Origin of the sequence: Niabella agricola, from assembly GCF_021538615.1 — a bacterium.
GTDB lineage: Bacteria > Bacteroidota > Bacteroidia > Chitinophagales > Chitinophagaceae > Niabella > Niabella agricola.
Window position 1 is genome coordinate 3416492 of the sequence record NZ_JAJHIZ010000003.1, and the last position, 25685, is coordinate 3442176.

Genomic DNA, 25685 nt, shown 5'->3' on the forward strand with positions numbered 1-25685 from the left:
AAAGGGTAAATAAGGGCCAAGATAATCCGAATTCTTTAATGCGACTGTTCTTTTCGACAAACAACCTCAAAATCCGCGGAGTTGCGGGTTTCATCCGCTGTACGGGCGGTTGGTAGATCTGCGCCAGTACGGATTGTAATTTATCGTAAACTTGCAGGAATTAATCACCCCTTAATGCAGCAGCAACAAAAATCATCCAACAACGCCACCCGTAAGGAGCTCCTGGTGTTTATAGCCACCCTTGTTATTATGACTTTGCTGTATGGCAGCCCCAGGCTGATAGAAAAAGGAGGCTCCCTACACTACCTGAAGGTCTTAGGCATTGACTGTGCATTTATGGCGATTGCCAGTTGGCCGGTTTGGTGGATCCATTTCCGTAAACTCCACCACTGGTCCCTCAGGAAGCGGTTCCTGCTGCATATTGCAACAGGGTTATTTCCTTATTACGCAATTTGGGTGCTCCTGTATCAATGGTATAACCCCCTGATTGGTTTACCACTGATGACCACCAAACAAATCATCCAGAACCTGGGGCCCAACCTGCTCTGGTATTTCCAGGTGTTTGGCATTCTGCACATCTATCATTTTTTTCGTGAGCGGGAAACGCAGCTGATAAGAGAAAAAGAGTTGCGGGAGCTGGCATACCAGGGAGAGATCAATGCGCTGAAGGCGCAGATACAGCCGCATTTTTTATTCAATACGCTTAACAGTATCAGTGCCTCCTTACCTCCCGAGCAGGAGCAGGCGCGGATGCTGATTGCCCGGCTGGCGGATACGTTCCGGTATGCACTGCTGTCTACGCGGGAGGAGCTGGTGCCGCTTTCGGATGAGCTCAATTTTATGCGCACCTATCTTGCTTTAGAACAGGCACGGTTTGGAAAACGACTCCGGTTTTCTGTTGATGCAGACGGTAGCATTGCCCGGGTACGGATACCACCCATGTTGTTGCAGCCGCTGGTGGAGAATGCGGTGAAACACGGGATCGAGCCTGCGATTAACGGGGGCGCGGTTTCGGTTATCTGCCGGCAGCAAGGCGCAAAAGTACATATTGCAATCTGTAATACCGGACGTCCTTTTTCCGGAACAGTTGACCAGCTTTTTCATTCAAAGGGTGTAGGGCTGGTGAACATGGCCCGCCGGCTGGAGCGGCATTATAACGAAAAACTGGCGGTTTCCGATAACGGATCGGGGCTTTGCTTTGAGTTTTGTATTCCTGTCTGAATACATAACCTATAATCGTTCTCCGATTATATTCTCCCAAAAAATATATGGCGTCATTACCGAAAGCAGTCCCGGACCACCATTCCTGCAAGCGGTTAAAAACAATTCAATAACCGGTTGCACTAACACAAATTTCCCCGAGTGTAACCGGGGCTGCGACAGATGCCTGGTCCGGATTTGTGCGGACCGGCAAGGATCCCCCTTGCGTTAATCCCCGATTTCATTTGTTCCCGTTAACGGATTGCTGTTGATCGGCTTCGGCGATAGTTGATCGGCGGGGAATGCGCTTTGTCGATTATGTGAAGGATACCTGTTTGCACGATCTAATTTTGGCAACCGTAAGAAAAAATACCACAGGCTGCTGTACACATGCCTTCCGGACTTTTCAAAAGAACGGGGTATACAGGATCAACACTCAAACAAAACACATATGAATCACTTACTAAAAAAGACGCTGCTCTGCACTGCATTGTTCCTCATGACTAACTGTACGGTATTTCGGGCGTGGGCGCAGGCCCCGGCCATTCAATGGCAAAAGGCACTGGGAGGTTCGGGATATGATGTGGCTTATGATGTAAAAGCAACAAAGGATGGCGGCTATATCATGGTTGGTTATACAACTTCAAACGACGGCGATGTTTCCGGGGGCAAGGGCAACTATGACTATTGGGTTGTTAAAGTCAACAGCAGTGGCGCTATTCAATGGCAGAAAACATACGGCGGTTCTATTGACGAATATGCTACTGCTGTACAGCAAACAGCAGACGGGGGGTATATCGTTACAGGCCATGTCCGGTCGCTTGATGGGGATGTGACCGGCTACCGGAACGCGTACGACTACTGGGTGTTAAAATTAAACAGCGGCGGGGAACTGCAATGGCAAAAGGCGCTTGGAGGCACTTTTTCAGATATGTCTTATGCAATACAGCAAACGACTGACGGAGGCTATATTGTAGCCGGGTATGTCTACTCCAACGATGGGGATGTAACCGGAAGCCATGGCAACGGTGATTGCTGGCTGGTAAAGCTAAGCAGCAGCGGTACTATTCAATGGCAAAAAGCCTACGGAGGCAGCGGTGAGGATCGTGCTTTTTCGGTACAGCAAACAACGGACGGGGGGTATATTATGGCAGGGTCAAGCCGTTCTAACGACGGAGATGTAACCGGCAATCATGGAGATATGGATTATTGGGTGGTAAAGCTGAACGGGAGCGGAGTGCTTCAGTGGCAAAAATCGCTTGGCGGCACAGGTAGCGAAACCGCAAACACGGTGCGGCAAACGGCAGATGGCGGCTATATTGTAGCCGGGTATGCCGAATCTGTTAATGGAGATGTTACGGGTAATAAAGGGCAGAGCGATTACTGGCTGGTAAAGCTGAGCGGCAGTGGAAGCCTTCAATGGCAAAAGACTTATGGCGGGCGTCATTACGATATGGCCCGGTCGGTACGGCAAACCCCGGACGGCGGTTATATTATCGCAGGATATTCCAGTTCAGATAACGGGGATATTACCAACCCCAGGGGGAACCAGGATTATTGGGTTGTAAAAATAAACAGTGGCGGAACCCTCCAATGGCAAAAAGCAATGGGCGGCCATTTAACCGATGACCCCATCGTTGTTGAGCCAACGGCAGACGGAGGATATATTGTTGCCGGTATGAGCGAATCCCCGGGCGGAGATGTAACCGGTAATCATGGCTGGTATGAAGCCTGGCTGGTAAAGCTGGCGCCCGATCCCGTGCTTCCGGTGGTATTTACCGGATTGCAGGCTTCTGTTTCGGAGGGGCAGCTCCGGGTTGACTGGGAAACGGCCAGTGAGCAAAATTGTTCGCACTATAGGGTAGAAGTATCGGCGGACGGCAACACGTTTAAACATGCAGGAACCGTGGACAGTAAAGCCATTCAGGGCAGCTCGAACCGACCGCTTTCCTATACATTTACAACAGCCACGGGTGCTGCAGCATTGGGCGTACTGGCCTTATGCCCGTTACTGATGGGCGCCTGGGGAAGAAGGCGGCGGGTCCTGGTTGCGCTGGCATTAACAGGAGCTTGCTTTGTGGTGGCCTGTAACAAACGGAGGGCAGCTACTGTTGAAACCGGACGTCCGTTATTTGTGCGCATTATACAGGTTGATAAAGACGGGCAGCAATATACATCTAAAACTGTACGGGCTGTTAAACAGTAGCGCAGGGCGCTTAAGGGCAACCCGTACGATTCCTGATTTGGTGATAGACAAAGAAACCGGCCTGGTCTTATATAACCGTGGCTGGTTTCTTCTTAACATGAAGTACATAATAGGCAATTACAGCGCTGATCAGCATCAATGCTGCGCCCAGCACAAAAGGAGCTCCCGGAAAATAAACCGGGGCCTGATCATGGCTGAAATAAAAGAAAGTACGGGTCATCATCGGCGGGCCAATGATCGAAGTGAGACTCATTACGGCATTAAGGCCGCCCTGCAAGGCGCCCTGTTCATTGGCCGGTACTTCGTTGGTGATGAGAGCCTGTAAAGCCGGTCCGGCAATGCCGCCCATACAATAAGGAACGAGGAAGGCATACATCATCCAACTGCTGGTGGCAAAAGCAAAAAGGATCATACCAAAGGCATAAAAGAACAACCCGATATAAGCGCTTTTTTCATTACCCAGCCGGGGATTGGTATACCGGATCAGTCCGCCCTGTACCACACCCACCAAAACCCCCACAATGGCCAGCGAGATCCCTACCTCTTTTTCGGACCATTTAAATTGATCCATGGTAAAATAACTCCAGTTGCTTTGAACCGCATGACCTCCCAGGAATATAAATAAAAAGCAAAGCACCAGCCCCAGGATACCGGGATAGTTAAAGAACAGGCGCAGGGACCCGACGGGGTTTGCCTTGAGCCAGCTAAAGGGTCTCCGGTGCTCCGGCTTCAGCGATTCGGGTAATACAAAATAACCGTAAAGGAAATTGAGCAAGCATAGCCCGGCTGCCGCAAAGAACGGTGCCCTTAGCCCCCATACCGACAATAGCCCGCCCAGTGCCGGGCCAATAACAAAGCCCAGTCCAAAGGCAGCTCCGATCAGTCCGAAATTTTTTGCCCGGTTTTCATTGGTACTGATATCCGCAATATACGCCGTAGCCGTTGTAAAGCTGGCGCCGGTAATACCGGATAAGATACGCCCTACCACCAGCAGCGAATAAGTATGCGCAAATGCCAGGATCAGGTAGTCCACACAAAAACCCAGTAGCGAAAGCAGGAGCACGGGTCTTCTTCCATACCGGTCGCTCAGGTTGCCCATAAACGGGGAAAATAAAAGTTGCATGATGGCATAAAGTGCCAGCAGATCGCCGCCGTATACGCTGGCCTCGTTGATGCTGATGTGTTTTAACTCCACGATCAGTTTAGGCATGACGGGGATGATCAGCCCGAAGCCGATCACATCGATGGTCATGGTAATAAATATAAAACCGATAGCAGCATTGCGCGACTGTTTCATTCGATTGGTTTTTTCCGGTGGTAATCTGTTTTTAACCGGTTGTAAAAAAAGGGCAGCAAAGATGAATAAATTTTTCGGATCTTGCAGGCGAAACACCCCCCCCCTACAAATAAGATTTTTTAATAAACTTTTTAATTTTTTTAAAAAGTTTATTAAGTTTGCGTTAATTAAATATAGCTATGAAAAAACGGTTGCAATATAACCTACTAGTTCTAAAGGAATTTTATTATGCCGGAGCTTTGTCTTGTGCGGAACTAAGTATACGTATCGGCAAGAGTATTCCGTTTACCGCCCAGTTGCTGGCGAATTTAGTAGCGGAGGGCACGGTATTGGAAAATGGACTGGCGCCTTCTGCAGGCGGCCGGCGTCCTGCGATGTACTCCGTAAAACCCGATGCGATGTATATCATTGCGGTGGCCATGGATCAGCTGGTTACGCGGGTGGTGATCATGGATTTTGAAAACAAACCGGTAATGCCACTTCTGCAGGAGGAGCTGAAGCTGGCAGACAACCCCGAAGCGCTGGATCATTTGAAAGCGCTGGTAGAGGACACCATTAAAAAAGCAAAGATTCCGAAAAAGAAAATCCTGGGTGTCGGGATCGGGATGCCTGGCTTTATTGACCCTCAAAAAGGGGTGAATTATTCTTTTGTATCTATTGATGACAACAGTATTTCCGGCTATCTGCATAAAGAATTGGATATGCCCGTGTATATCGATAATGATTCCAGTATTATCGCGCTGGCGGAGCAACATTTTGGAGTGGCCGTTGGGGTTGGAAATGCAATGGTGGTGAATATCGGCTGGGGGATTGGGTTGGGATTAATCCTGAATCACGAACTGTACAGAGGCGGAAATGGCTTCGCGGGGGAATTCAGTCATATTCCATTCTTTGATAACAACAAAGTGTGCTCCTGTGGAAAAAAAGGTTGCCTGGAAACAGAAACTTCCCTAAAAGTAATTATTGAAAAAGCAGAACAGGGATTAAAGCGAAAGGACGCATCTGCGTTTCTGAAGAAAGATTTTCGTACCGGTTCTGTGGAAAAAGACTGGCAGGCGATCGTAAAAGCGGCACAGATGGGCGATGAATATGTGGTGAAGTTGCTTACAGCTGCGGGTTACGATATCGGGCGCGGCGTAGCCGTACTGATCCACCTGTTTAACCCGGAACTGATTGTGCTGAGCGGGCGCGGAGCCCAGGCTGGCCGTATCTGGCAGGCGCCGGTACTTCAGGCCGTGAACGAACATTGCATTCCCCGGCTGGTAGGCAATACGCTGGTAAAAATGTCGACCCTGGGATATAAAGCCGAACTAATTGGTGCCGCGGCGCTGGTACTCGAAAATCTGTCAAAAACAAAAAAGATCCATCCTTCAAAAACAATCGCACCTCTGCCAAACACTGTATAATCAATTAAATTTTAAACACAGAGAAAATGAAGAAGAAACATGTACTACTGGTACTCTATGCCCTTTTTTTGAGTACCGGAAGCTTATTGGCTCAGGTAAAGCGCGCCCTTACCGGAGTGATTACGGATGCAGATGGTAAGCCGGTTGCGGGGGCTACGATAACAGTTAAAGGCTCTGGCCAGGCCGTAGTTGCCAACGACAACGGAGCATATACGCTCACGGTGGAGGATCATCCCGATCTGGAAATCAGCGCCGTGGGTTTTACCTCTCAAACCATAAAAGTAGGCGACGAAAATAACATTTCTGTTCAGCTAAAACCGGTGGAGCGTAGTCTGGAAGGCGTGGTGGTAACGGCGCTGGGTATTAAAAGAGAGCGGAAATCGCTCGGATATGGTGTGCAGGAGGTGAAGGGAGAAACTCTTTCAGATGCCAGGGAGCCCAATGTTACTAACGCGCTTTCCGGAAGGGTAGCCGGATTGCAGGTGTCCCGCTCAAGCAACGGACCGGCCGGATCTTCCCGTATTATTCTACGGGGTAATAATTCACTCACCGGTGATAACCAACCTTTAATCGTTGTTGATGGAGTACCCATTAGCAATACTTCAGGAGCGGGTGTAGGAAAAGGTATTAACCAATCTGGGATTGTACCGGGAGCAACAAACGATTACTGGAATCCTTCCTTAGATATGGGGAACGGGCTTTCTGATATCAACCCGGAAGATATTGCTTCCATCAGCGTGTTAAAAGGTCCTTCCGCAGCTTCCTTATATGGTTCCCGTGCGGGTAATGGTGTCATATTAATTACCACCAAAACAGGAAAGGCACAAAAAGGACTGGGAATAACTGTTTCTTCCACGATCGGGCTGGAAAGCATCTTTACAAATCCCGACCGACAAACCGCTTTTGGTCAGGGTTCTGCCGGGATCTATGATAAAACACAGGCGAACAGCTGGGGCCCCATGATTGAAGGGCAGAATGTGGAAAGCTGGAATGGTGCTACCGTGCCGCTGAAATATTATGATAATATTCATAACTATTTCGGAACGGGTTTTAACTCCAATCAGAGTATTACATTTTCGCAGCAATTCAAGGGTACTTCTGTTTATACATCTTTAAACAGGTTGGATGACAAAAGTATGATACCGGGTGCCAAGCTGGGCCGGACGAATATCACCACAAGAGCCTTATCGAAATTTGGGAAAGACGATCGCTGGACACTGGACGCAAAAGTGCAATATATTAATTCTAAAGCAACCAACCGGCCGCAGGCAGGTAATAATGCCGGTAATATTTACCGGTTGATGTATGTACTGCCCGTATCGCTGAATATTGAAGATTTTAAAAAAAACAGGGACGAGAACGGGAAGATGATCTGGTACGTTCCCAACAGCAGTACCGTAAATCCCTACTGGGCTCAGGATCATTATTTGAATACAGATACCCGTAACCGGTATATAATGACCGGGTCGCTGAAGTATGAATTCACCGACTGGCTGAATGCTGAAGTAAAAGCGGGATCGGATATGTACAATGTGGTGGCAGAAGGAAAAACTTATTCGGGAAGCCCTCTTGTCAATCAGTATAGCATCGGTAAATATTCGTTTTCTGAAACCAATTACAGTACGTTGATTACCGCACGTAAAGACAATGTATTTGGTAAGCTTGGTGGTTTTGCAACGGTGGGTGGCAATCTGATGTCTCAAAATGTAAATTCGATTAAGACAAACTCCGGGGAACTGGTGGTGCCCGATCTTTTTTCTGTGAACAACGGCAAAAATCCGGCAACGGTTGATGAACTGTACAGTAACAAAAAGATTAATTCCGTTTATGGATCGCTGCAGTTGAACTGGGATGGATACCTGTTCCTGGAAACTACCCTTCGGAATGACTGGTCTTCTGTATTGAGCAAGGATCACCGTTCTTACCTGTATAGCTCTACCAATTTCTCCTTTGTGCTTACAGATATGATCCGTCAGAACGGCGGCGCATTGCCCAACTGGCTGAGCTACGGTAAGCTGCGCGCTTCTGCTGCACAGGCAGGGAATGATATGGCGCCTTACCAACTGTACAATACATATAATATTGGCAAGGATCCCAATGGGAATACAACGGCCGGAAGAAATGAAACCTTGTTCGATCCGAATGTTAGAAACGAGTTGTTAAAAACCTATGAACTGGGTGCGGAACTGCGGATGTTTAACAGCCGGCTCGGCATCGATTTCTCCTGGTATAAAACCAATGCTACCAACCAGTTGATTGCGATTCCGCTGGACCCCTTGAGTGGCTACAAATACAAAATGATCAATGCCGGCGATATTCAGAACAAGGGTATTGAGCTGATCGTGGATGGCAAAATCCTGGAAAACCCCAATGGCATGAACTGGACCACACAGGTGAATTTTTCAAACAATAAAAACGTGGTGAACGCCATTGCGCCGGGCATCGATTTATATTCCTTGGGTGGATATGATGCTGTGACCGTTTATGCAGAGGCCGGGCAGAAATATGGACAGATTTACGGATCCGCATTTCAGCGCGTAAACGACCCTAAAAGCGAGTACAATGGCCAGTTGCTACTGAGCGCTACCGGCTTACCGCAGGGAACAGATGCCCGCAGGCTGGCCAGTCAGCAACCGGATTTTCTGTTAGGAAATACCAACAGCTTCTCGTATAAAGGTGTAGGTCTGTCCTTCTTATTGGATGGTCGTTTCGGCGGAAAAATCTTTTCAGCAACTCTGGCAAGCATGCAGCGTGCAGGAACGGCAGCTGCTACTGTTGTTAACGGAGGAAGAGATAATATAACTGTGCCGGGGGTGATCAGCGATGGCAAAGGCGGTTATATTAAAAATACCAATGAGGTTACACCGCAACAATACTGGCAGGCCATTCAGAGCGGTAATATCGGTATTACCGAGGCCAATCTTTATGATGCGTCTAATATCCGCTTAAGGAACGTTCAGCTCAGCTATCAGCTACCGCAAAAGATGTTGGGTACGTCGTTCATACAAAGAGCACGGGTGGGCGTTTCCTGCAATAACGTATGGCTCATCAGCAGTCATATGCAGGGAATGGATCCGGAATCTGTATTTGCAATAGGCTCTAATGCCGTTGGATTTGAAAACGGAGCGCCGCCCACATCCCGGTATTACATGTTTAATGTAACCTTAAGTTTCTAACTTTTAATTCTTATGACCATGAAATATATAGTAAAGAAGATGTCGGTATCGATATGCGCGGTATTGCTGCTCGCATCCTGTAAGAAATTTTCAGAAATAAATGTAAACCCCATCGCTGCAGATTCCTCGCAGGTGCAGGTAGAGTACTTTATCAATAATTCCATCATTGGTGCCCAAATGGATCCTGATGTGGCCGAGCGTTCCTTTGTATTGTACTGGAAACCGGCGGGCCGGCAGGCCAGTGACTGGGATGGCGGGGCTATAAACGTAGGGAGTTATAACGACGGATGGTCTACCAATTATTATAACCAGTTATCCGGTTGGTTAAACAATGCGAATACGGCCATCCAGATTGGCGAATCGAAGATAAAGGCGGGTACGGCCAAATCGTATACCTCCAATTTGATACAGGTTGCCCGTATATGGCGCGCTTACCTGATGAGCGAGTTTTCGGATAATTTCGGTCCGATGCCTGTAGATGCATTTAAAGGAACCAACCCCCAGTTCAATGATGTAAAAACGGTATATTATTATATGCTGGCTGAACTGAAAGATGCAGCATCCAAGCTGGATTTGTCCGTCAACTCTTCCGATATCGCCAAGCAGGACCCGGCATACGGATATAATTACACGCAATGGAAGAAATATGCTACATCCATGCGGCTTCGGCTGGCCATGCGATTGTCTGAAGTGGATGCCGGAAAAGCAAAATCGGAATTCGAAGACGCCTGTGCGGATGTAAATAATCTCATTACCTCGCTGGACGATAATTTCCAGGTACAGGAAAAAGACGGATGGTCGGCCCTAACGGGGGTAATGACCCGCTCCTGGGATACACAGCCGCTATCTGTGACCCTCCGCAACGTGTATCAGGGATTGGGAGGTATTAAATCTGCCGACCTGCTGGGCGCTGCTTTTCAGACTGCGATCAAACCGGCCAACTGGCTTGGGCAACGCTACCTGGATCATTTTCCTGTAAAGAATAATGACCCGGTTACCGGCTACTGGCTGGATGGTCTTCCTTACTCGATAGATCCCCGCGGCTATAAGGCTTTCTCCATTCCGGGGGATGTAAACAATCCGAATTACCCAAAACAAAATGGCAATTTTGATGTAATCAGCACACGGAACCTGAAAACTTCCGCAGGTGGCAACCTGAAATCCGTTGATGCCAAATACACCTGGAATGCCCGTATCGACGGCGATCTGGGGGTAAAGGATCCGATGAATGAATTGTTCAACTACGGAGGTACCATGCCCCGGATCAATATGCAGTTCAGAAACAGTACGCAAAAGCGGATCTTCTTTGCGGCCTGGGAAACCTATTTCCTTTTAGCGGAGGCCAGCGTTCGGGGCTGGACAACCCCCGTAAATGGAAAGACCGCTTATGAAAAAGGCGTTACACTGAGCTTTAACTACTGGGATAATGGGGTAGTATCGCCGGGTACGGCTGCCATATCTCCTTTTGTGACAGCTTATTTGGCATCTACAACTTATAATAACTGTGGTACATCCGTAAGCTGGGACCACACGACAGAGCCGCCGGCATCGCGTATGATGGATTTCCAGGATGGGTATACCGGTACATCCGGAAGCGTGGCAATTATATATCCAGCAAATACGCTTTACAAATCGGGGACGGTAAAGAACGACCTTTTAACAAAGATCATTACGCAGAAATTTATCGCACAATGTCCCTGGTTGCCCCTGGAAACCTGGAGTGATCACCGACGGCTTGGGTTGCCGTTTTTTGAGAATCCAACCATCGAAAAGCCTATACCCACACTGCCGGCATTGACCGATGGTACTTATATGACTTCCAATATCAAGTTCTTCCCGCAACGTCTGAAATATCCTTCAGTGCTGTCAAATTCCAGTCCTGAGGGCTATAAACAGGCAAAAGCGGCCCTGGGGGGTGAAGATGCTGTACTTACCCCGCTTTGGTGGGCCAAACAACAATAAGCGATTCAGGACCGTTGCCTGATAGTAGCCGCCTCCGGTATGCCGGGGGCGGCTTTTTTTATGCGGGTGTCTGAAGTTGCTGGCTATCGGCAAAACCTCCGTTTCGACCGAAACAAGGGTTGAGGTGTTGTACCGGCGTATGATGAACGCAGGCGTAAGCTGATAGATATATTTTTTTTGTAAAAAATAAAAAAATATTAAAATACTTATTAATTATTTTAAAAAGTTCGTTAATTTTGAATTAACGATTTATTCATGCAAAAGCGATTGCTATATAAACATGCGATTTTCAGGGAGTTTTACTATGCAGGATCCTTGTCTTGTGCAGAATTGAGCTCCCGGATCGGCAAGAGTATTCCGCTCACTACCCAGATGCTCAATAATTTGATCGAGGAGGGGGTAGTAGAGGAAAATGGATTAGCCCCTTCAAACGGGGGGCGGCGCCCCGCAATGTATGCGGTAAAGCCAGATGCTATGTATTTGGTTGCGGTGGCCATGGATCAATTGATTACCCGGATCGCCATTGTTGATTTTCATAATAGGCCGGTAAGTGCTGTTGCACAACATGAGTTGCCGTTGGCTAATAATCCCAACGCGCTGCAGCAGTTAAAAACCATCATTGAGCAGGCCATTAAAAAATCGAAAATTCCGAAGAAAAAAGTGCTGGGAGTGGGTATTGGAATGCCGGGGTTTATTGATGCGCTGCAGGGGATTAATTATTCGTTTTTTCCGAATGAAAGTAAGAGCATTGCGGGTTATCTGAGTCATGCATTGGGTGTGCCGGTTTACATCGATAATGATTCCAGTATTGTGGCGCTGGCGGAGCATCGTTTTGGAGCGGCTGCGGGAACGCGTAATACAATGGTGGTGAACCTGGGCTGGGGCGTGGGATTGGGCCTGATTCTCAACAATCAGTTGTACCGCGGTGAAAACGGATTTGCGGGAGAGTTTAGCCATATTCCTTTCTTTAATAACAATAAGGTATGCTCCTGCGGGAAGAGAGGTTGTCTGGAAACCGAAACTTCATTAAAGGTGATTATTGAGAAGGCAGAGCAGGGATTGAAAAGAAAAAGTACGGCGGCTTTTTTAAAAAAAGACTTTCGCACCGGCTCTGTCGAGCAGGATTGGCAGGCGATTGTAAAAGCCGCACAGATGGGCGACGAGTATGTGGTGAAATTACTTACCGCTGCGGGTTATGACATCGGAAGGGGCGTGGCCGTACTGATTCACCTGTTTAACCCGGAACTAATTGTGCTAAGCGGGCGTGGTGCCCAGGCAGGCCGTATCTGGCAGGCCCCGGTGCTGCAGGCGGTGAACGAACACTGCATTCCCCGCCTGGTGGGCAACACGCTGGTCAAAATGTCAACCCTGGGGCATAAGGCGGAGTTAATCGGCGCTGCGGCATTGGTGTTAGAAAACCTGTCGAGGTCAAAAATAAAAGAAACAGCTAAAAAAGTTGTTTTGCAATAATACCTATAAAATAAGCCAAACATTTTATAATTATTTAAATGAGAAAAAAATGAAGAAGAAACATGTATTGTTTGTTTTCGTCGCTTTGCTGTTGGGCTATGGAAGCCTGCAGGCTCAGGTTAAGCGGACGATAACTGGCGTGATCACTGATGCGGAGGGAAAGCCTGTTCCAGGTGCCACGATAACGGTAAAGGGTCGCAGTCAGGCTACGGTTGCCAATGAAAAGGGAGAATATTCCATTAATGTGGAAGGTAGTCCTGAATTGGAGGTTAGCTCTGTTGGGTTCGCAACAAAGGTACTAAGGGTAACCGGGAATAATACGTTGTCAATAATATTAGCGGCCGATCAGGGCAGTTTGGAAGGTGTTGTTGTTACTGCACTTGGTGTAAAACGGCAACAGCGTTCTTTGGGATATGCAACCTCAACTGTGTCTGCCGGGGATCTTGTAAAAACGGCACCTACAAATTTTGCAGCGGCATTATACGGAAAAGTACCTGGGTTGCAGGTGTCTTCCGCTCCCGGAGGTTCCACAGCGGGTGTGGTGATGCAATTGAGAGGGTTAAACTCTATTAGCTATAGCTCTACCCCATTAATCGTTCTTGATGGTATTCCAATCAGAGACGGCGGCTTCAATAGTGGTGATTATTGGGGAGATGGCCGTGTACGGGGAAATGGTCTGATTGATTTGAACCTGGAAGATATGGAAAGCGTTACGGTCCTTAAGGGCGCCGCTGCCGCTGCATTGTATGGTTCTGAAGGTAAAAACGGTGTTCTTTTGCTTACCTCAAAGAAAGCAAAAGGGAAAGGATTCTCGGTTGATTTTAATGCTACCTACTTCCAGGATCGGGTAGCCTACTTGCCACGTCTTCAAAATGTAAGAGGAGCTGGCTTCCCGGTTCCCTATGGTGTATATCAAAGCGATGCTGATGGGTTTGGAAGTTATACCCTGAATGGTACAAAGTATAGAACGAATGTTCAAGCTGGTTTGAACTTCGGGCCACTGTTCGATGGTAAGCCGATTCTTACATGGGACGGCCAGGTGCGGCCCTATTCGGCGCAGCCGGACCGGTATGCGAACTTATTTCAGAAAGGCCAGAATTCAACACAAAACATAGCCGTTAGCAGTGCAACGGATAAGGCAGACATTCGTTTGTCATTAACACATCAAAGATTTGAAGGTATAAGCAAGAACTCAAAGGATGAAAAATTGAATGCCAATTTTAACAGCACGGTTCGATTCAGTAAGAACTATTCAATGGATTTGATGATCAATTACATCAATCAGAACGTTCATAATCGTCCTTTTTTAGTTGATCGAATGGTAAATAATTTTACGGGTATGATGCCGGCATTTGATAATGGCGACTGGTATTTTAACAAGTATAGAACCAGCCTTGGTTATAAATATGTTACCGGTAGTAACCGAAGCCTGACCCCTGACGAAAACATTAAGATTCCCAACTACCGTACCGATATCCTGGATTATGTATGGAATCTTATGTCAAATAATGTAGATGAATACAATAACCGGTTAATATCGAGTATTACAAACACGTTGAAAATTACGAATGACCTTTCCTTGCGTGGAAAAATAGCAACAGATCTTTCTTTTAACAGAACCTTGAATAAATCACTTTCTTCACAACCGATAGCTTATGGCCCGTCGGGCGGATATACACAATCTACATATAATTATAATATCCTGTACGGCGATGTCTTACTGAATTACAATAAGCAAATTTCCGAAGACTTTAGTCTGTCGGCTACAGCGGGTTATACTGCAAGGGATGAAAAAGGCATGAACACCAGCGTGGGAACAAATGGTGGATTGGGCGTGGAAAATAAATTTGACCTGACCGCATCCTACAACACGCCCTATAATAGCAGCGGAAGTCAAACTTATTTAACAACAGATGCTTTTCTGGGCACTTTAAATTTTAACTACAAGAATTATGCTTTCCTGGAAGGTACAATACGAAGGGATAGAACATCTACCATGAATCCCCAAAATAATACATTTACGTATCCTGCTGTAAATGGTAGTCTTATTCTATCGGATATCTTCAAGCTGCCGCAGGTAATTAATTATGCTAAGCTGCGTGCTTCGTGGGGGGTAGTTGGTAGCTATCCCGCAGCCTACCTGGCCAACGTGGCTTATAATACTGGTAATCTTGGCGTGCAAACTTCAGGCGGTAACCCCGTGTTAACTACTTCCACCATTACAAATCCATACGGGAATGACAACATCAGACCTGAGAAAAAGAAAACTTTAGAGTTCGGTCTGGCCGTTGAAACATTCAATAAGCGGCTTAATTTTGATGTTTCGTACTATCATGATAAAGTATATGATCTTATCATAAACCTGACACTTCCTCAAAGTATGGGGGCTTCCACTATTTTATCGAATGTGGCCGAACTTTCAAACAAAGGATTTGAGGCGAACATTAATGCAACGCCTATACAAACCAGAGATTTTCGATGGAATCTTACGTTAAACTACTTTACGAATACCAATAAAATCGTTAAACTGGCAAATGGCTCTAAAGAGCTGATTCACGCTGATAATGATGGAAACGCGTATCAGATAAAATCCGTAGTTGGTCAGCCCGTGGGTGATATCTATGTACACCCCACCCTGGTAAACGACAACGGTCAGGCAATTATTACTGACGATGGTTTATATCAACAGGATCCCAACAAAATGGTGTCGGGAGGAAACAGCCAGGTAAAAGGTGCGGGTGGTATTCTGAACACATTTACCTATAAGAATTTTGCATTAACATTTAATGCGGATTTCAAATACGGGGGGTATGTGATTCCAACCGGTTTGTTTTGGATGAATAGCCGTGGTATAACTGAAGAAAGCCTTAAGTACATGGATGCAGCTCACGGCGGACTTAGTTATTATTTGGATGCAGATGGAAAGGGCATTGCAACAACAGGTACATCCGGACCCAAAGGAGAGACGGTTTTGCATGATGGTATGCTGTTGAAGGGCGTTACAGCTGATGGCAAAGAGAATACGAATATTATATCCCAGGCATATTATTATTGGAATATTTATAATTGGGGAGGACCCCAGTATTCGCCGAGTGCGTTGTATAATTTATATGTACAAAAAAACAATTACATCAAAATGAGAGAGATATCACTTGCATACACCCTGCCTTCCAAGATTGCCTCAAAAGTTTGGGCACAGCGGGTGACGGTTTCTGTATTTGCAAGAAATCCATTCTACTTATACCGGACTATAAAGGATATGGACGCAGAGCAGCTAACTACAAGCAATGTGTGGTACAACAATCTTAACAACGCCGGAAGCCAGCCGTCTACCAGGACTTTTGGTGCAATGATTCGGGCAACATTTTAATACTGAAAAAGATACTAATATGAAAAAAATAATTTTTGCTACGGTTATTGTTGCTGTTACAGGAATAGTGTCCTGTACCAAACAGCAGTTCGCCGACCATTATATTAATCCTAAAACAGTAGGAACGACAACGATCGAAAAGCAATTTGCTGGTTTTATCGCAGCCGATCTCGACTATGTCATGTATAAATATTGGAATTATTTTGTTGTTCTTCAAAATACGGCATTGCCCTGGTCGCAGGCTGTGGGCGTTAATAATATTCCTGCAAGATATGTGCCGGGTGCGGCAGCTGTATCAGACCGGTGGTCCAACTTTTATAACTTTCTTGCGCAGTATAAAGAACTGCTGAACGTATATAACAAGTCTACGGATGAAGAAAAAGCAGCAAAGAAAATTTATGTTACTTTGGCAACGATTCATTTTTACGATCAATCTCAGAAAGTTGTAGATCTGCACGGTGATATTCCCTGGTCAGCCGCCGGCCTTTTAAGCACGAATAAGGGAGATGTGGGCGCTTCCTATGCGAAGTATGACAAAGCCAGTGATATTTATACGAAAATGCTTGATGATTTAAAAGGATTTGCCGAAGAACTGAATACCGTTTCATTATCAGCGCCCGTAGCAGCAACGTTAAAATCACAGGATTTTATTAATCAGGGCGATATTACTTTGTGGAAGAAGTATTGCAATTCTTTGAGGATAAAGTTGCTGATGCGGGCTTCTGGTGTTGCTGCATTCCAGGCGAGGGCAAATACAGAAATTGCGTCCATTTTAAATAATCCCTCAAGTTATCCTGTTGTGACTTCCAATGATGATAAAATAGCGATTGAAGTTTATAATGCCTCCTCCGGGGTCAATAATGGTACAGCTACAGGTCAGAGTGCAGCCTTTTATACGGGTCTTATTGGTTGGGGGGGTGGAGACATTCCATCAAAGCAATTAATTGATTATATGAAGGCGAACACTGACCCGAGATTATCGCTGATGTTTCAACCGGGTGCTAATGCCGGAGGTAATTATGCGGGCCTGGATCCAAGCTTACCTTCCAATACTCAGGCTGATTTAGCAAATGGAGGAACATTGTCACGTTATAATTTTACCAACATTTCGCAGAATATTAATATCCCCGGGATGTTAATCAACGCTGCTGAAACCTATTTTTATATTTCGGAATATTATCTGAACAATGGTAATGATGCGGCAGCAAAAACAGCCTATGAAAATGGCGTTAAAATTTCTATAGACTATTATGCTTTCTTAAGCGGAGGAACAGTTAGTAATGTTTTAAAAACAGCATATTTGGCATCACCAGGCGTAATCTGGTTGGGTGCCAATGCAGCTAAATTAAATCTTATTGCAACGCAAAAATGGATCAATTATAGCGTACTGCAGCCGTTAGAAAACTGGGCCGAAGTAAGGCGTTTAAAACTACCCGCTTTAACATTCACAGCTGATAATACGAATGCACAAAAAATGCCACCCAGTCGCTGGCAATATCCGACAAATGAGCAAACATATAATGCAGAAAATTATGCAGCAGTTAAAGACAACGATAAGATCACTACTAAAATCTTTTGGGACGTTAAGTAAGAAATAATATCCGTACTTTTCAGGCTACTTCAGCATCTGTTGGAGTGGCCTTTTTTTTAATAAATATGCTATGCGCAAATCCATTTATATAATACTTGCGATCTGTTTTATGTATTCATCATTCTGTGGAAAAGCCCAACAGCTATTGCCCTACAAAAATTCCCGCTTGCCCATCGAAACCCGCGTACAGGACCTGCTTTCCCGCATGTCACCAGAGGAAAAGTTCTGGCAGCTATTTATGATACCGGGCGATTTGGACAAGGCTGCGCCGGATCAATATAAGAACGGCTTGTTTGGCTTCCAGGTGAGCGCGGCTACAACCGGTGCCGGTGAAGCGGCCCAGCAAATGCTGAGTTATAACCAGAGTAAGGAGAATGCGTTGACGCTGGCAAAGAAGATCAACGGCATCCAGCGCTATTTTATTGAAAATACCCGGTTGGGGATCCCGTTATTGTTTTTTGATGAAGCACTGCATGGACTGGTGCGTAGCGACGCCACTTCCTTTCCCCAGTCCATCGGTTTGGCTGCCACTTTTGATACGGCAATAATGCGCCAGGTAGCCAATGCCATCGCGGATGAAACAAAGCAAAGAGGGATCCGCCAGATCCTTACTCCGGTAGTGAACCTGGCCACGGACGTGCGTTGGGGAAGAACGGAGGAAACCTATGGGGAAGATCCTTTTCTGACATCAGCAATGGGAGTTGTTTTTGTGAGCGCTTTTGAGAAAAAAAATATCGTTACCACACCGAAACATTTTGTAGCGAATGTGGGCGATGGAGGACGCGATAGCTACCCCATTCACTGGAGTGAACGCTTTTTGGAGGAAACCCATTTTTTGCCGTTTAAGGCTTGTTTTCAAAAAGGCGGAAGCCGGTCGGTTATGACAGCTTATAACTCATTGGATGGAACAGCCTGCACCGCAAACTCCTGGCTATTGAATACAAAACTGAAAAAAGAATGGGGCTTTAATGGTTTTGTAATTTCGGATGCGGGGGCAACCGGCGGGGCGCTGGTGCTGCATCATACGGCAAAAGATTACCCGGAGTCCGGTGTCCAGGCGATCAATGGCGGACTGGATGTGATTTTTCAGACCGACTACCAGCACTACAAATTATTTGCACCGCATTTTTATGACGGGAAGATCAACCAGGAGCGGATCGATGATGCCGTGGCGCGGGTGCTGCGGGCAAAGTTTGAACTGGGGCTTTTTGAAACGCCCTATGTGGATGAAAAGAAGGCAGCCATAAAATATGACCATAAACCGGTGGCAAAACAGGCAGCGCTTGAATCGTTGGTGTTGCTGAAAAATGAAGACCGGATGCTTCCCTTTGCAAAAACGATCCGGAAGCTGGCGGTTATTGGCACCGATGCTGCCGAAGCCCGGCTGGGAGGATACAGCGGCCCGGGTACAAATAAGGTTTCTATACTGGAAGGGCTAAAAGAAAAGAACGGAGCCACCACCGAAATCCTGTATGCTCCCGGCCCGGGAAGGAGCGATAAAGCCTGGAAGATCATTCCGGCAGACCTGCTTTGGCATGCCGAAGGAACGGTTTTAAAAAGAGGGTTACGATTCAGTGTGTTTGACCGTATCGATTTTTCGGGTACGCCGGTTGATACAGGTACTGACCAGGCGATTGATAAGCTCTGGACGCTCTCCGGTCCATCCTCAAAGCTGCAGCAGGATTTTTATGCGGTTCGTTGGGAAGGTATGATCCGGCCGGATGCTTCAGGCGATTATCGGCTGGGATTGAGTGGTAACGATGGTTTTCGTCTGTATCTTGATGATGAGCTGGTCATTGACAACTGGAAAAAAGAGTCTTTCAGAACTGCGCTTGTCCCGGTTTCTTTTGTGAAAGGAAAAACGTATAAGCTAAAAGTAGAGTATTATGAACCGGTGGGTAATGGAAAACTGCAACTGATCTTCCAGGGTGCGGATGATCGGGCGGCCCGGATCCGCGAAGCCGTGGCTGTTGCTGAAAAGGCAGACGCGGTGGTAATTGCTGCGGGTATCGAAGAGGGAGAGTTTAGAGATCGCGCCCTGTTATCGCTTCCCGGCATGCAGGAGGAACTGATACAACGGGTATCAAAAACAGGAAAGCCGGTTGTGGTACTGCTGGTGGGCGGAAGTGCTATAACAATGAGCAATTGGATCTGCGGTGTAAAGTCCGTTCTGCAAGCCTGGTATCCGGGTGAGGAAGGCGGTCGTGCGGTTGCGGATGTATTGATGGGCGACTATAATCCGGCCGGACGCCTACCCATTACCTTTCCGTTACATGAAGCCCAGCTGCCCCTGGTATACAATCATAAGCCGACGGGTCGAGGAGATGATTATGAGAACCTGTCTGGCCGGCCGTTATTTCCCTTTGGTTTTGGGCTTAGTTATACAACATTTGAGTACAGCAATATCCGGCTCGATAAACCGGTCATTGGAATTGCAGATTCGGTACGGGTACATTTTACCATAAAGAATACCGGAACAATGGCCGGCGATGAAGTGCCGCAGCTTTATATCCGTGATGATGAATCGTCGCTTGCACAGCCGGTGCTCGCCTTAAAAGGATTGCAACGGGTGCTGCTGAAGCCCGGAGATACAAAGGAACTTGATTTCCTGATCACACCGGAATTATTGCAGCTGCTGAACCAGCAGATGAAATGGGTGGTTGAGCCCGGGAGTTTTAGTATTATGATTGGCGCCTCTTCCGCGGACATCCGGTTGCGGACGACGTTGATAGTAGAGTAAAGAAAGCAGGCCCAGTGATATAAAGGCGCCCGGATTATCCTTTTGTCTGAAAAAGAACAGAAAGGTTTACGCTATTTCTTCAAACACACCCGTTTGCCGGTTCTTACGTACTTTGCCGGCTTTGAAATAGCGCCCGTTCATGGCTACGTACACACCATGAGGGAGCGATTGTGCAAAGGCAATAGCGCTGCCCAGGTTGAATAATCCGTCGGAGCTACCAAACTTAATGGGGATCATAGCCCCGGTGAGCACAATCGTTTTGTTTTTGATCCGTTCTGCTAACAGTTGTGCGGTTACAGACATGGTGTCCGTTCCATGAGTGATCACGATCTGTTCTTCATCGGCCTGCTCGCATTGGTAAGCGATCAGTTCCCGGTCTTCATCGGTCATTTCCAGGCTGTCTACCATCATCAGGGTCCGGATTTCAACCGGTACGGTGTTGCGTCCTTTTTCAAGTAACTCCTGCAAATGCGTGTCTTTAAAGTAAAGCTCACCATTCAACATGTTGTATTCTTTATCAAACGTTCCACCGGTTATAAAGATGCGTATTGCCATAGTACAAAAGTATCGCATTCAGGTCAGAATACAGGCGCGGCCCTGGTTTGCAATAAGAACACCTGATCGTGTTTTTTTAATTTAAATGATTGGGATAGGGTTTTATTAGTGGTTTAACGGTGTTCCAAAGTCAAACTTGCAAAATGTAAAACGCATTGGTTAAATAAATTGATTTTCTGAAATCAGTTGCCGGTAATCGGTTTTCAGCCCTCGGCTTCTGGCATCAGCGGGTTAGTGGTTGTTAATTACCCAGCGGGGCCCTTGCTGCCGGCAGCAAAAGGATCGGACATCCTGCATCGGGCTCTGGACGCGCCCCCAACCTGAAACCTTGAACTGAAACCTGCAACTGCTTATCCCTTCCTGCTTCTTAGCCGGGCTTCTTCAAGATCCAGCTCCCATTCTTTTTCTTTAATGAGCTCCTCGCTAAAGGCTCCATTGATCCGGTATTTCATCAGCTCATTGCGCTTTACATCGATCAGTTCCAGCAGCAATTGCCGGAACCGTGGCATAGATTCATCTGCGGCCGGACCATCTCCGGGTTTCAAACCCAGCTTTTGTTTGGCGGCGTCAATCATATGACTGTACCGGTTGCGCGTTAATAAAAACGGCTCGCTTTGTTCCAGGTCATCCTTATAATGTACATCGATATATTTCAGTGCCAGCTCCGCCAGCCGCAATTTCAACTGCTGGTTTTCTGCTTTCCGTTTGTCTTCAGCAGCATCCCGGATCTTCAGCAACCGGATCAGGGGAGATATCGTAAGTCCCTGTACCACCAATGTTACGATGATGACAACAAACGTTATGAAGAGGATCAGGTACCGGTAAGGAAACTCTACATTATTTTTTATATAGAAAGGAATGGCGAGGGCTGCAGCCAGCGATACCACACCCCGCATGCCACACCAGGCAACTAAAAACGTTTCTTTATTCGTGGGAACCGCTGTGCCGGGCGACCATCGGCGTTTAATGCGCACTCTGACATAGTTGGAGGTATACACCCAAACGATCCGGATGATGATCACCGCTACGCTGATAATGAGCCCGTAACCAAGCGCTTCCTTGACGGTATTTTTAGTGAAATTGGAAACGATAAAGGGCAGCTGCAATCCGATAAGAATGAAAATAAACCCGTTTAATAAAAAGGTAAGCGTATCCCATACACCAGCCATATGGATCCGCGACTGGTATCCCAGCATCCGGTGGGTATGATAGCTCAGGAACAACCCGCCTGCAACCACCGACAATACTCCGGAGCAATGAAACTGCTCCGCCACCAGGTACATTACATAGGGCGACAGCAGGGTAAAGGCGGTGTCAATGGCCGATGTGGTGGGAAAAAACCGGAGGATCAGGTAAATGATACCCGCAATGGCTAACCCGATACAAATGCCCATACCAGCTACAATAAAAAAGCTTTGGGTGGCCGTCCATGTGCTAAACTGGCCGGAGATCACCGCAAGCAACGCAAAGCGGTATACAATCAGGCTGGACGCGTCATTTACCAGGCTTTCACCTTCCAGCAGGTTCACCACGCTGCGCGGAACCTTTAGGCCTTTTAATACGGAGGTAGCCGCTACTGCATCCGGCGGGGAAATGATGCCACCCAGTACAAACCCTAATGCCAGCGTAAATCCTGGTATCAGCGCTGTGGAAAGGAACGCAATAATAGTGGAGGTGAAAAATACAAGCCCAAATCCCAGCATGGCAATACGACGCTTTAGCTTCCAGAACTCGGCCCAGGGCATCTGCATCGCCGCGGAAAATAATACCGGGGGAAGGAAGATCAAAAAAACAATGTCGGGATTGATCTTTATATCCGGTGTACCGGGGATCATACTGATGATCAGCCCTGCGATCACTAAAAATATCGGGTAAGAGATTTTTAGCTTATTGCCCAGCATGGTAAGCAGGGTAATCAGGAACAGCATGGTAAGGATCAATAAAAGCCGGCTTTCGATCATGCTTTAATATACGAAAATTCTTTTTTGAATATGGAAATTTGCGAATATGGAATTAAAATGCTGTTCCCGTCCGGTGGTCTGTATTCTGATGAAATACCGGGATTAGCAATGAGCAATGAGAAATCAGAAAGGAGAAGTGAGAACCTGTACCTTGAATAAAAGTCCATCAAACATAAAATGGATTTAACCCGCCGCGGCGGGCACGCATGGAACTTTAAGCTCTCAGAAGTGCATCAAGTATAAAAACGGATCTAACGTGAAACCTTAAACCGTTTCTTCCCGGTCTTCCGGCCGGATGATCATCCGGAAAGATTGGTCCTTGCTGAAATAAGCAATGATCCAGTTGGTTAGGGTCCGCAGTCGGTTCTTTAGCGTGAGTAAGGACATTACATGGATGAACAGCCAGATCAACCAGGCAAAAAAGCCACCAAAGCGCATTTTGGGTTTGGTAAGATCGGCAACGGCTTTATTACGCCCGATAATAGCCATGGACCCTTTATCTACATACGCAAAAGGTTTGAGGTTTTGCGGATGCAGCAGGTTCTTTGCGAGGTTGGCGCCTTGCTGAAGCGCCACCTGTGCTACCTGGGGATGCCCGTTTGGAAAAGCGGCATCTGTGGTTTGCAGGCAGGTATCGCCGATGGCATACACATCCTGCAGTCCCTCCACCTTGTTATATGCGTCTACTATTAAGCGCTTGCCACGTCCGTAGCATTCCGCTGGTATGCCTTCAAATGTTTTTGCCGCCACACCGGCCGCCCAGATCAGGTTCCTGGTTTCAATGGTGCTGCCATCGGATAAAAAAACCGTATCATTCACAAAATCCTTTACGGTGGTATTGAGTTTTATATGTACACCCAGGGCTTCCAGCGATTTTTTGGAATACTGCTGGGCATTTTTCGACATGGGTTTTAACACCGCATCCCCGCCGTCTACCAGGAAAATTTCTCCCAGGTTCCTTCCGATCAGATCGGGATAATCTTTCCGGATGATCGTAGCCCGCATTTCTGCAAACATACCGGAGATTTCCACGCCTGTAGGACCTGCACCTGCAACCACAAAGGTTACCAGTTTTCTTTTATAATCCACATCTGTAGTACGGGATGCTTCTTCCAGCCGGTTCAAAAGCGTATTCCGCATGGCGAGGGCATCGCTTAATGTTTTCATCGGAATCGCATGTTGCTGTACCTGCTCCATGCCGAAATAATTGGTAGTGGCGCCGGTGGCCAGTACTAAAAGATCATAGCTCAGGGTACCATTGGAGAGCACGAGTTGCCGTTCATCAGGGAGTACTTTCTTTAACTCACCCATCCGGAAACGGATGTTTTTTTTACCTCTTAAAAATTTCCGGAACGGATAACTGATGCTGGAGGGCTCGAGGAAGCCGGTAGCTACCTGGTAAAGCAACGGGGGAAAGAAATTATAATTGTTGCTGTCTACCAGGGTTACGTCAAAACCTGGTTGGTTGTTGAGTTTCTTGGCCAGGGTTACCCCTGCAAATCCGCCACCAACAATCACTACTTTTTTAGACGATTGATCCATAGGAATGTATTTTTAAAAGGCCCGTGAGGTTTTCTTCTTTCTTGGAAGGAGGAAACCTCACAGGTCTGTAGGTCTAATAATCCACCACTTGTTCCACAATAGCCTCCGGAATCTTACGCCATTCGTATTTCTGTGTGCGCAGCTGCGGTTCAAAACCGGCTTCGCGAATGGCTTCCTGTATGGATTTATAGGTGAACCGGTGCGGGGCTCCGGCAGCGCTTACCACGTTCTCCTCTATCATAATACTTCCGAAATCATTGGCACCGGCATGTAAACACAGCTGGGCTGTAGGTTTTCCAACCGTAAGCCAGGAGGCCTGAATATTTTTAATATTGGGCAGCATGATGCGGCTGAGGGCTACCATTTTTATGTATTCATCTGCCGTGGTGAGGTTGTGTACACCGCGTATCCGTGTGAGCAAGGTATCCACATCCTGGAAGGTCCAGGCAATAAAGGCCAGGAACCCGTTGGCGCCTTCCGGCTTGCGGCTCTGAACTTCCCGTATTTTTACCAGGTGTTCAAAACGTTCTTCGATAGTTTCCACATGGCCAAACATCATGGTGGCGGAAGTGGTAATATCCAGTTTGTGCGCTTCGTGCATGATATCCAGCCATTCCTGGGCGCCGCATTTTCCCTTGCTGATGAGGCGCCGTACCCGGTCGATGAGTATTTCGGCTCCGGCTCCGGGCAGCGAATCCAGCCCGGCCTCTTTCAGCGCCTGCAATACTTCCCGGTGTGTACTTTTTTCCAATTTGGTAATATGCGCTATTTCGGGTGGTCCGAGCGCGTGTAACCGGATGTCCGGAAACTCGGCCTTAATCTGGCGGAAGGTATCTACGTAAAACTGAAGCCCCAGTTCCGGGTGGTGCCCGCCCTGCAACAGCAACTGGTCGCCGCCGTACTTGATGGTTTCCTCAATTTTTTTCCGGTAAGTGGGCATATCGGTAATATAAGCATCCGGGTGCCCGGGAATACGGAAAAAATTACAAAACTTGCAGTTGGCAATACATACATTGGTCGTGTTTACATTGCGGTCGATCTGCCAGGTTACTTTTCCATGTGGCACCTGTTGCTTCCGCAGCTCATCTGCGATCAACATCAGGTCGGAAAGTGGCGCATGGTGATAAAGAAAAACGCCTTCCTCCACACTCAAAAATTCAAACGCCGCGGCTTTTTTATAAAGATCCTGTAATATCATAGACTGTTGAA

General features: G+C 47.1%; 14 protein-coding genes. 9 read left to right on the forward strand and 5 right to left on the reverse strand.

Annotated features, from left to right (window positions below; translation table 11 throughout):
* The first annotated feature begins 174 nt into the window (after nucleotides 1-174).
* Nucleotides 175-1221: a sensor histidine kinase gene (locus tag LL912_RS19690; RefSeq protein ID WP_235555320.1), complete on the forward strand. Its 1047-nt coding sequence runs from the start codon at nucleotides 175-177 to the stop codon at nucleotides 1219-1221.
* Nucleotides 1222-1651: 430 nt separating this feature from the next.
* The gene (locus LL912_RS19695) at nucleotides 1652-3406 is read left to right on the forward strand and encodes a hypothetical protein (protein WP_235555321.1); all 1755 of its coding nucleotides are present in this window, start codon (nucleotides 1652-1654) and stop codon (nucleotides 3404-3406) included.
* Nucleotides 3407-3473: 67 nt separating this feature from the next.
* On the opposite strand, the gene LL912_RS19700 is transcribed toward LL912_RS19695, so the two are convergent.
* The gene (locus LL912_RS19700; protein ID WP_235555322.1) at nucleotides 3474-4703 is read right to left on the reverse strand and encodes a TCR/Tet family MFS transporter; all 1230 of its coding nucleotides are present in this window, start codon (nucleotides 4701-4703) and stop codon (nucleotides 3474-3476) included.
* A 179-nt stretch (nucleotides 4704-4882) separates the two neighbouring features.
* Between LL912_RS19700 and LL912_RS19705 the strand changes: the two genes are divergently transcribed.
* The 7 genes from LL912_RS19705 to LL912_RS19735 all read left to right on the forward strand — a co-directional run bounded on the left by LL912_RS19705 (nucleotide 4883) and on the right by LL912_RS19735 (nucleotide 20418).
* Nucleotides 4883-6109 (forward strand): ROK family protein, encoded by a 1227-nt coding sequence (locus tag LL912_RS19705; RefSeq protein WP_235555323.1) that lies wholly within the window; start codon nucleotides 4883-4885, stop codon nucleotides 6107-6109.
* 26 nt (nucleotides 6110-6135) lie between these two features.
* The gene (locus tag LL912_RS19710; RefSeq protein WP_235555324.1) at nucleotides 6136-9285 is read left to right on the forward strand and encodes a SusC/RagA family TonB-linked outer membrane protein; all 3150 of its coding nucleotides are present in this window, start codon (nucleotides 6136-6138) and stop codon (nucleotides 9283-9285) included.
* An 18-nt stretch (nucleotides 9286-9303) separates the two neighbouring features.
* Nucleotides 9304-11247 (forward strand): SusD/RagB family nutrient-binding outer membrane lipoprotein, encoded by a 1944-nt coding sequence (locus LL912_RS19715; protein WP_235555325.1) that lies wholly within the window; start codon nucleotides 9304-9306, stop codon nucleotides 11245-11247.
* Between the two features lie 255 nt (nucleotides 11248-11502).
* Nucleotides 11503-12717 (forward strand): ROK family transcriptional regulator, encoded by a 1215-nt coding sequence (locus LL912_RS19720; protein ID WP_235555326.1) that lies wholly within the window; start codon nucleotides 11503-11505, stop codon nucleotides 12715-12717.
* A 49-nt stretch (nucleotides 12718-12766) separates the two neighbouring features.
* Entirely contained in the window at nucleotides 12767-16087 is a 3321-nt protein-coding gene (locus tag LL912_RS19725; protein WP_235555327.1) for a SusC/RagA family TonB-linked outer membrane protein, read from the forward strand.
* A gap of 19 nt (nucleotides 16088-16106) precedes the next feature.
* Complete coding sequence (locus tag LL912_RS19730) at nucleotides 16107-17678, forward strand: SusD/RagB family nutrient-binding outer membrane lipoprotein (RefSeq protein WP_235555328.1); 1572 nt, start codon at nucleotides 16107-16109, stop codon at nucleotides 17676-17678.
* A gap of 109 nt (nucleotides 17679-17787) precedes the next feature.
* Complete coding sequence (locus LL912_RS19735) at nucleotides 17788-20418, forward strand: glycoside hydrolase family 3 N-terminal domain-containing protein (protein ID WP_235555329.1); 2631 nt, start codon at nucleotides 17788-17790, stop codon at nucleotides 20416-20418.
* Between the two features lie 66 nt (nucleotides 20419-20484).
* Here LL912_RS19735 and LL912_RS19740 read toward each other — a convergent pair whose 3' ends face one another.
* From LL912_RS19740 to mqnC, 4 genes are all read right to left on the reverse strand, one after another.
* Nucleotides 20485-20973 (reverse strand): asparaginase domain-containing protein, encoded by a 489-nt coding sequence (locus tag LL912_RS19740; protein WP_235555330.1) that lies wholly within the window; start codon nucleotides 20971-20973, stop codon nucleotides 20485-20487.
* 350 nt (nucleotides 20974-21323) lie between these two features.
* Nucleotides 21324-22934: a Na+/H+ antiporter gene (locus LL912_RS19745; RefSeq protein ID WP_235555331.1), complete on the reverse strand. Its 1611-nt coding sequence runs from the start codon at nucleotides 22932-22934 to the stop codon at nucleotides 21324-21326.
* Nucleotides 22935-23198: 264 nt separating this feature from the next.
* On the reverse strand, nucleotides 23199-24476 hold the full coding sequence (locus LL912_RS19750; protein WP_235555332.1) for an NAD(P)/FAD-dependent oxidoreductase: 1278 nt from the start codon (nucleotides 24474-24476) through the stop codon (nucleotides 23199-23201).
* Between the two features lie 73 nt (nucleotides 24477-24549).
* Complete coding sequence (gene mqnC / locus LL912_RS19755; RefSeq protein ID WP_235555333.1) at nucleotides 24550-25674, reverse strand: cyclic dehypoxanthinyl futalosine synthase; 1125 nt, start codon at nucleotides 25672-25674, stop codon at nucleotides 24550-24552.
* Nucleotides 25675-25685: the final 11 nt, after the last annotated feature.

Bases quoted from the DNA above. Each gene is read 5' to 3' on its own strand.
- LL912_RS19695 (WP_235555321.1), top strand. From the start codon at position 1,652: ATGAATCACTTACTAAAAAAGACGCTGCTCTGCACTGCATTGTTCCTC.
- LL912_RS19735 (WP_235555329.1), top strand. From the start codon at position 17,788: ATGTATTCATCATTCTGTGGAAAAGCCCAACAGCTATTGCCCTACAAA.
- LL912_RS19700 (WP_235555322.1), bottom strand. From the start codon at position 4,703: ATGAAACAGTCGCGCAATGCTGCTATCGGTTTTATATTTATTACCATG.
- LL912_RS19730 (WP_235555328.1), top strand. From the start codon at position 16,107: ATGAAAAAAATAATTTTTGCTACGGTTATTGTTGCTGTTACAGGAATA.
- LL912_RS19745 (WP_235555331.1), bottom strand. From the start codon at position 22,934: ATGATCGAAAGCCGGCTTTTATTGATCCTTACCATGCTGTTCCTGATT.
- LL912_RS19715 (WP_235555325.1), top strand. From the start codon at position 9,304: ATGAAATATATAGTAAAGAAGATGTCGGTATCGATATGCGCGGTATTG.
- LL912_RS19710 (WP_235555324.1), top strand. From the start codon at position 6,136: ATGAAGAAGAAACATGTACTACTGGTACTCTATGCCCTTTTTTTGAGT.
- LL912_RS19725 (WP_235555327.1), top strand. From the start codon at position 12,767: ATGAAGAAGAAACATGTATTGTTTGTTTTCGTCGCTTTGCTGTTGGGC.
- LL912_RS19750 (WP_235555332.1), bottom strand. From the start codon at position 24,476: ATGGATCAATCGTCTAAAAAAGTAGTGATTGTTGGTGGCGGATTTGCA.
- LL912_RS19720 (WP_235555326.1), top strand. From the start codon at position 11,503: ATGCAAAAGCGATTGCTATATAAACATGCGATTTTCAGGGAGTTTTAC.
- LL912_RS19705 (WP_235555323.1), top strand. From the start codon at position 4,883: ATGAAAAAACGGTTGCAATATAACCTACTAGTTCTAAAGGAATTTTAT.
- mqnC (WP_235555333.1), bottom strand. From the start codon at position 25,674: ATGATATTACAGGATCTTTATAAAAAAGCCGCGGCGTTTGAATTTTTG.
- LL912_RS19690 (WP_235555320.1), top strand. From the start codon at position 175: ATGCAGCAGCAACAAAAATCATCCAACAACGCCACCCGTAAGGAGCTC.
- LL912_RS19740 (WP_235555330.1), bottom strand. From the start codon at position 20,973: ATGGCAATACGCATCTTTATAACCGGTGGAACGTTTGATAAAGAATAC.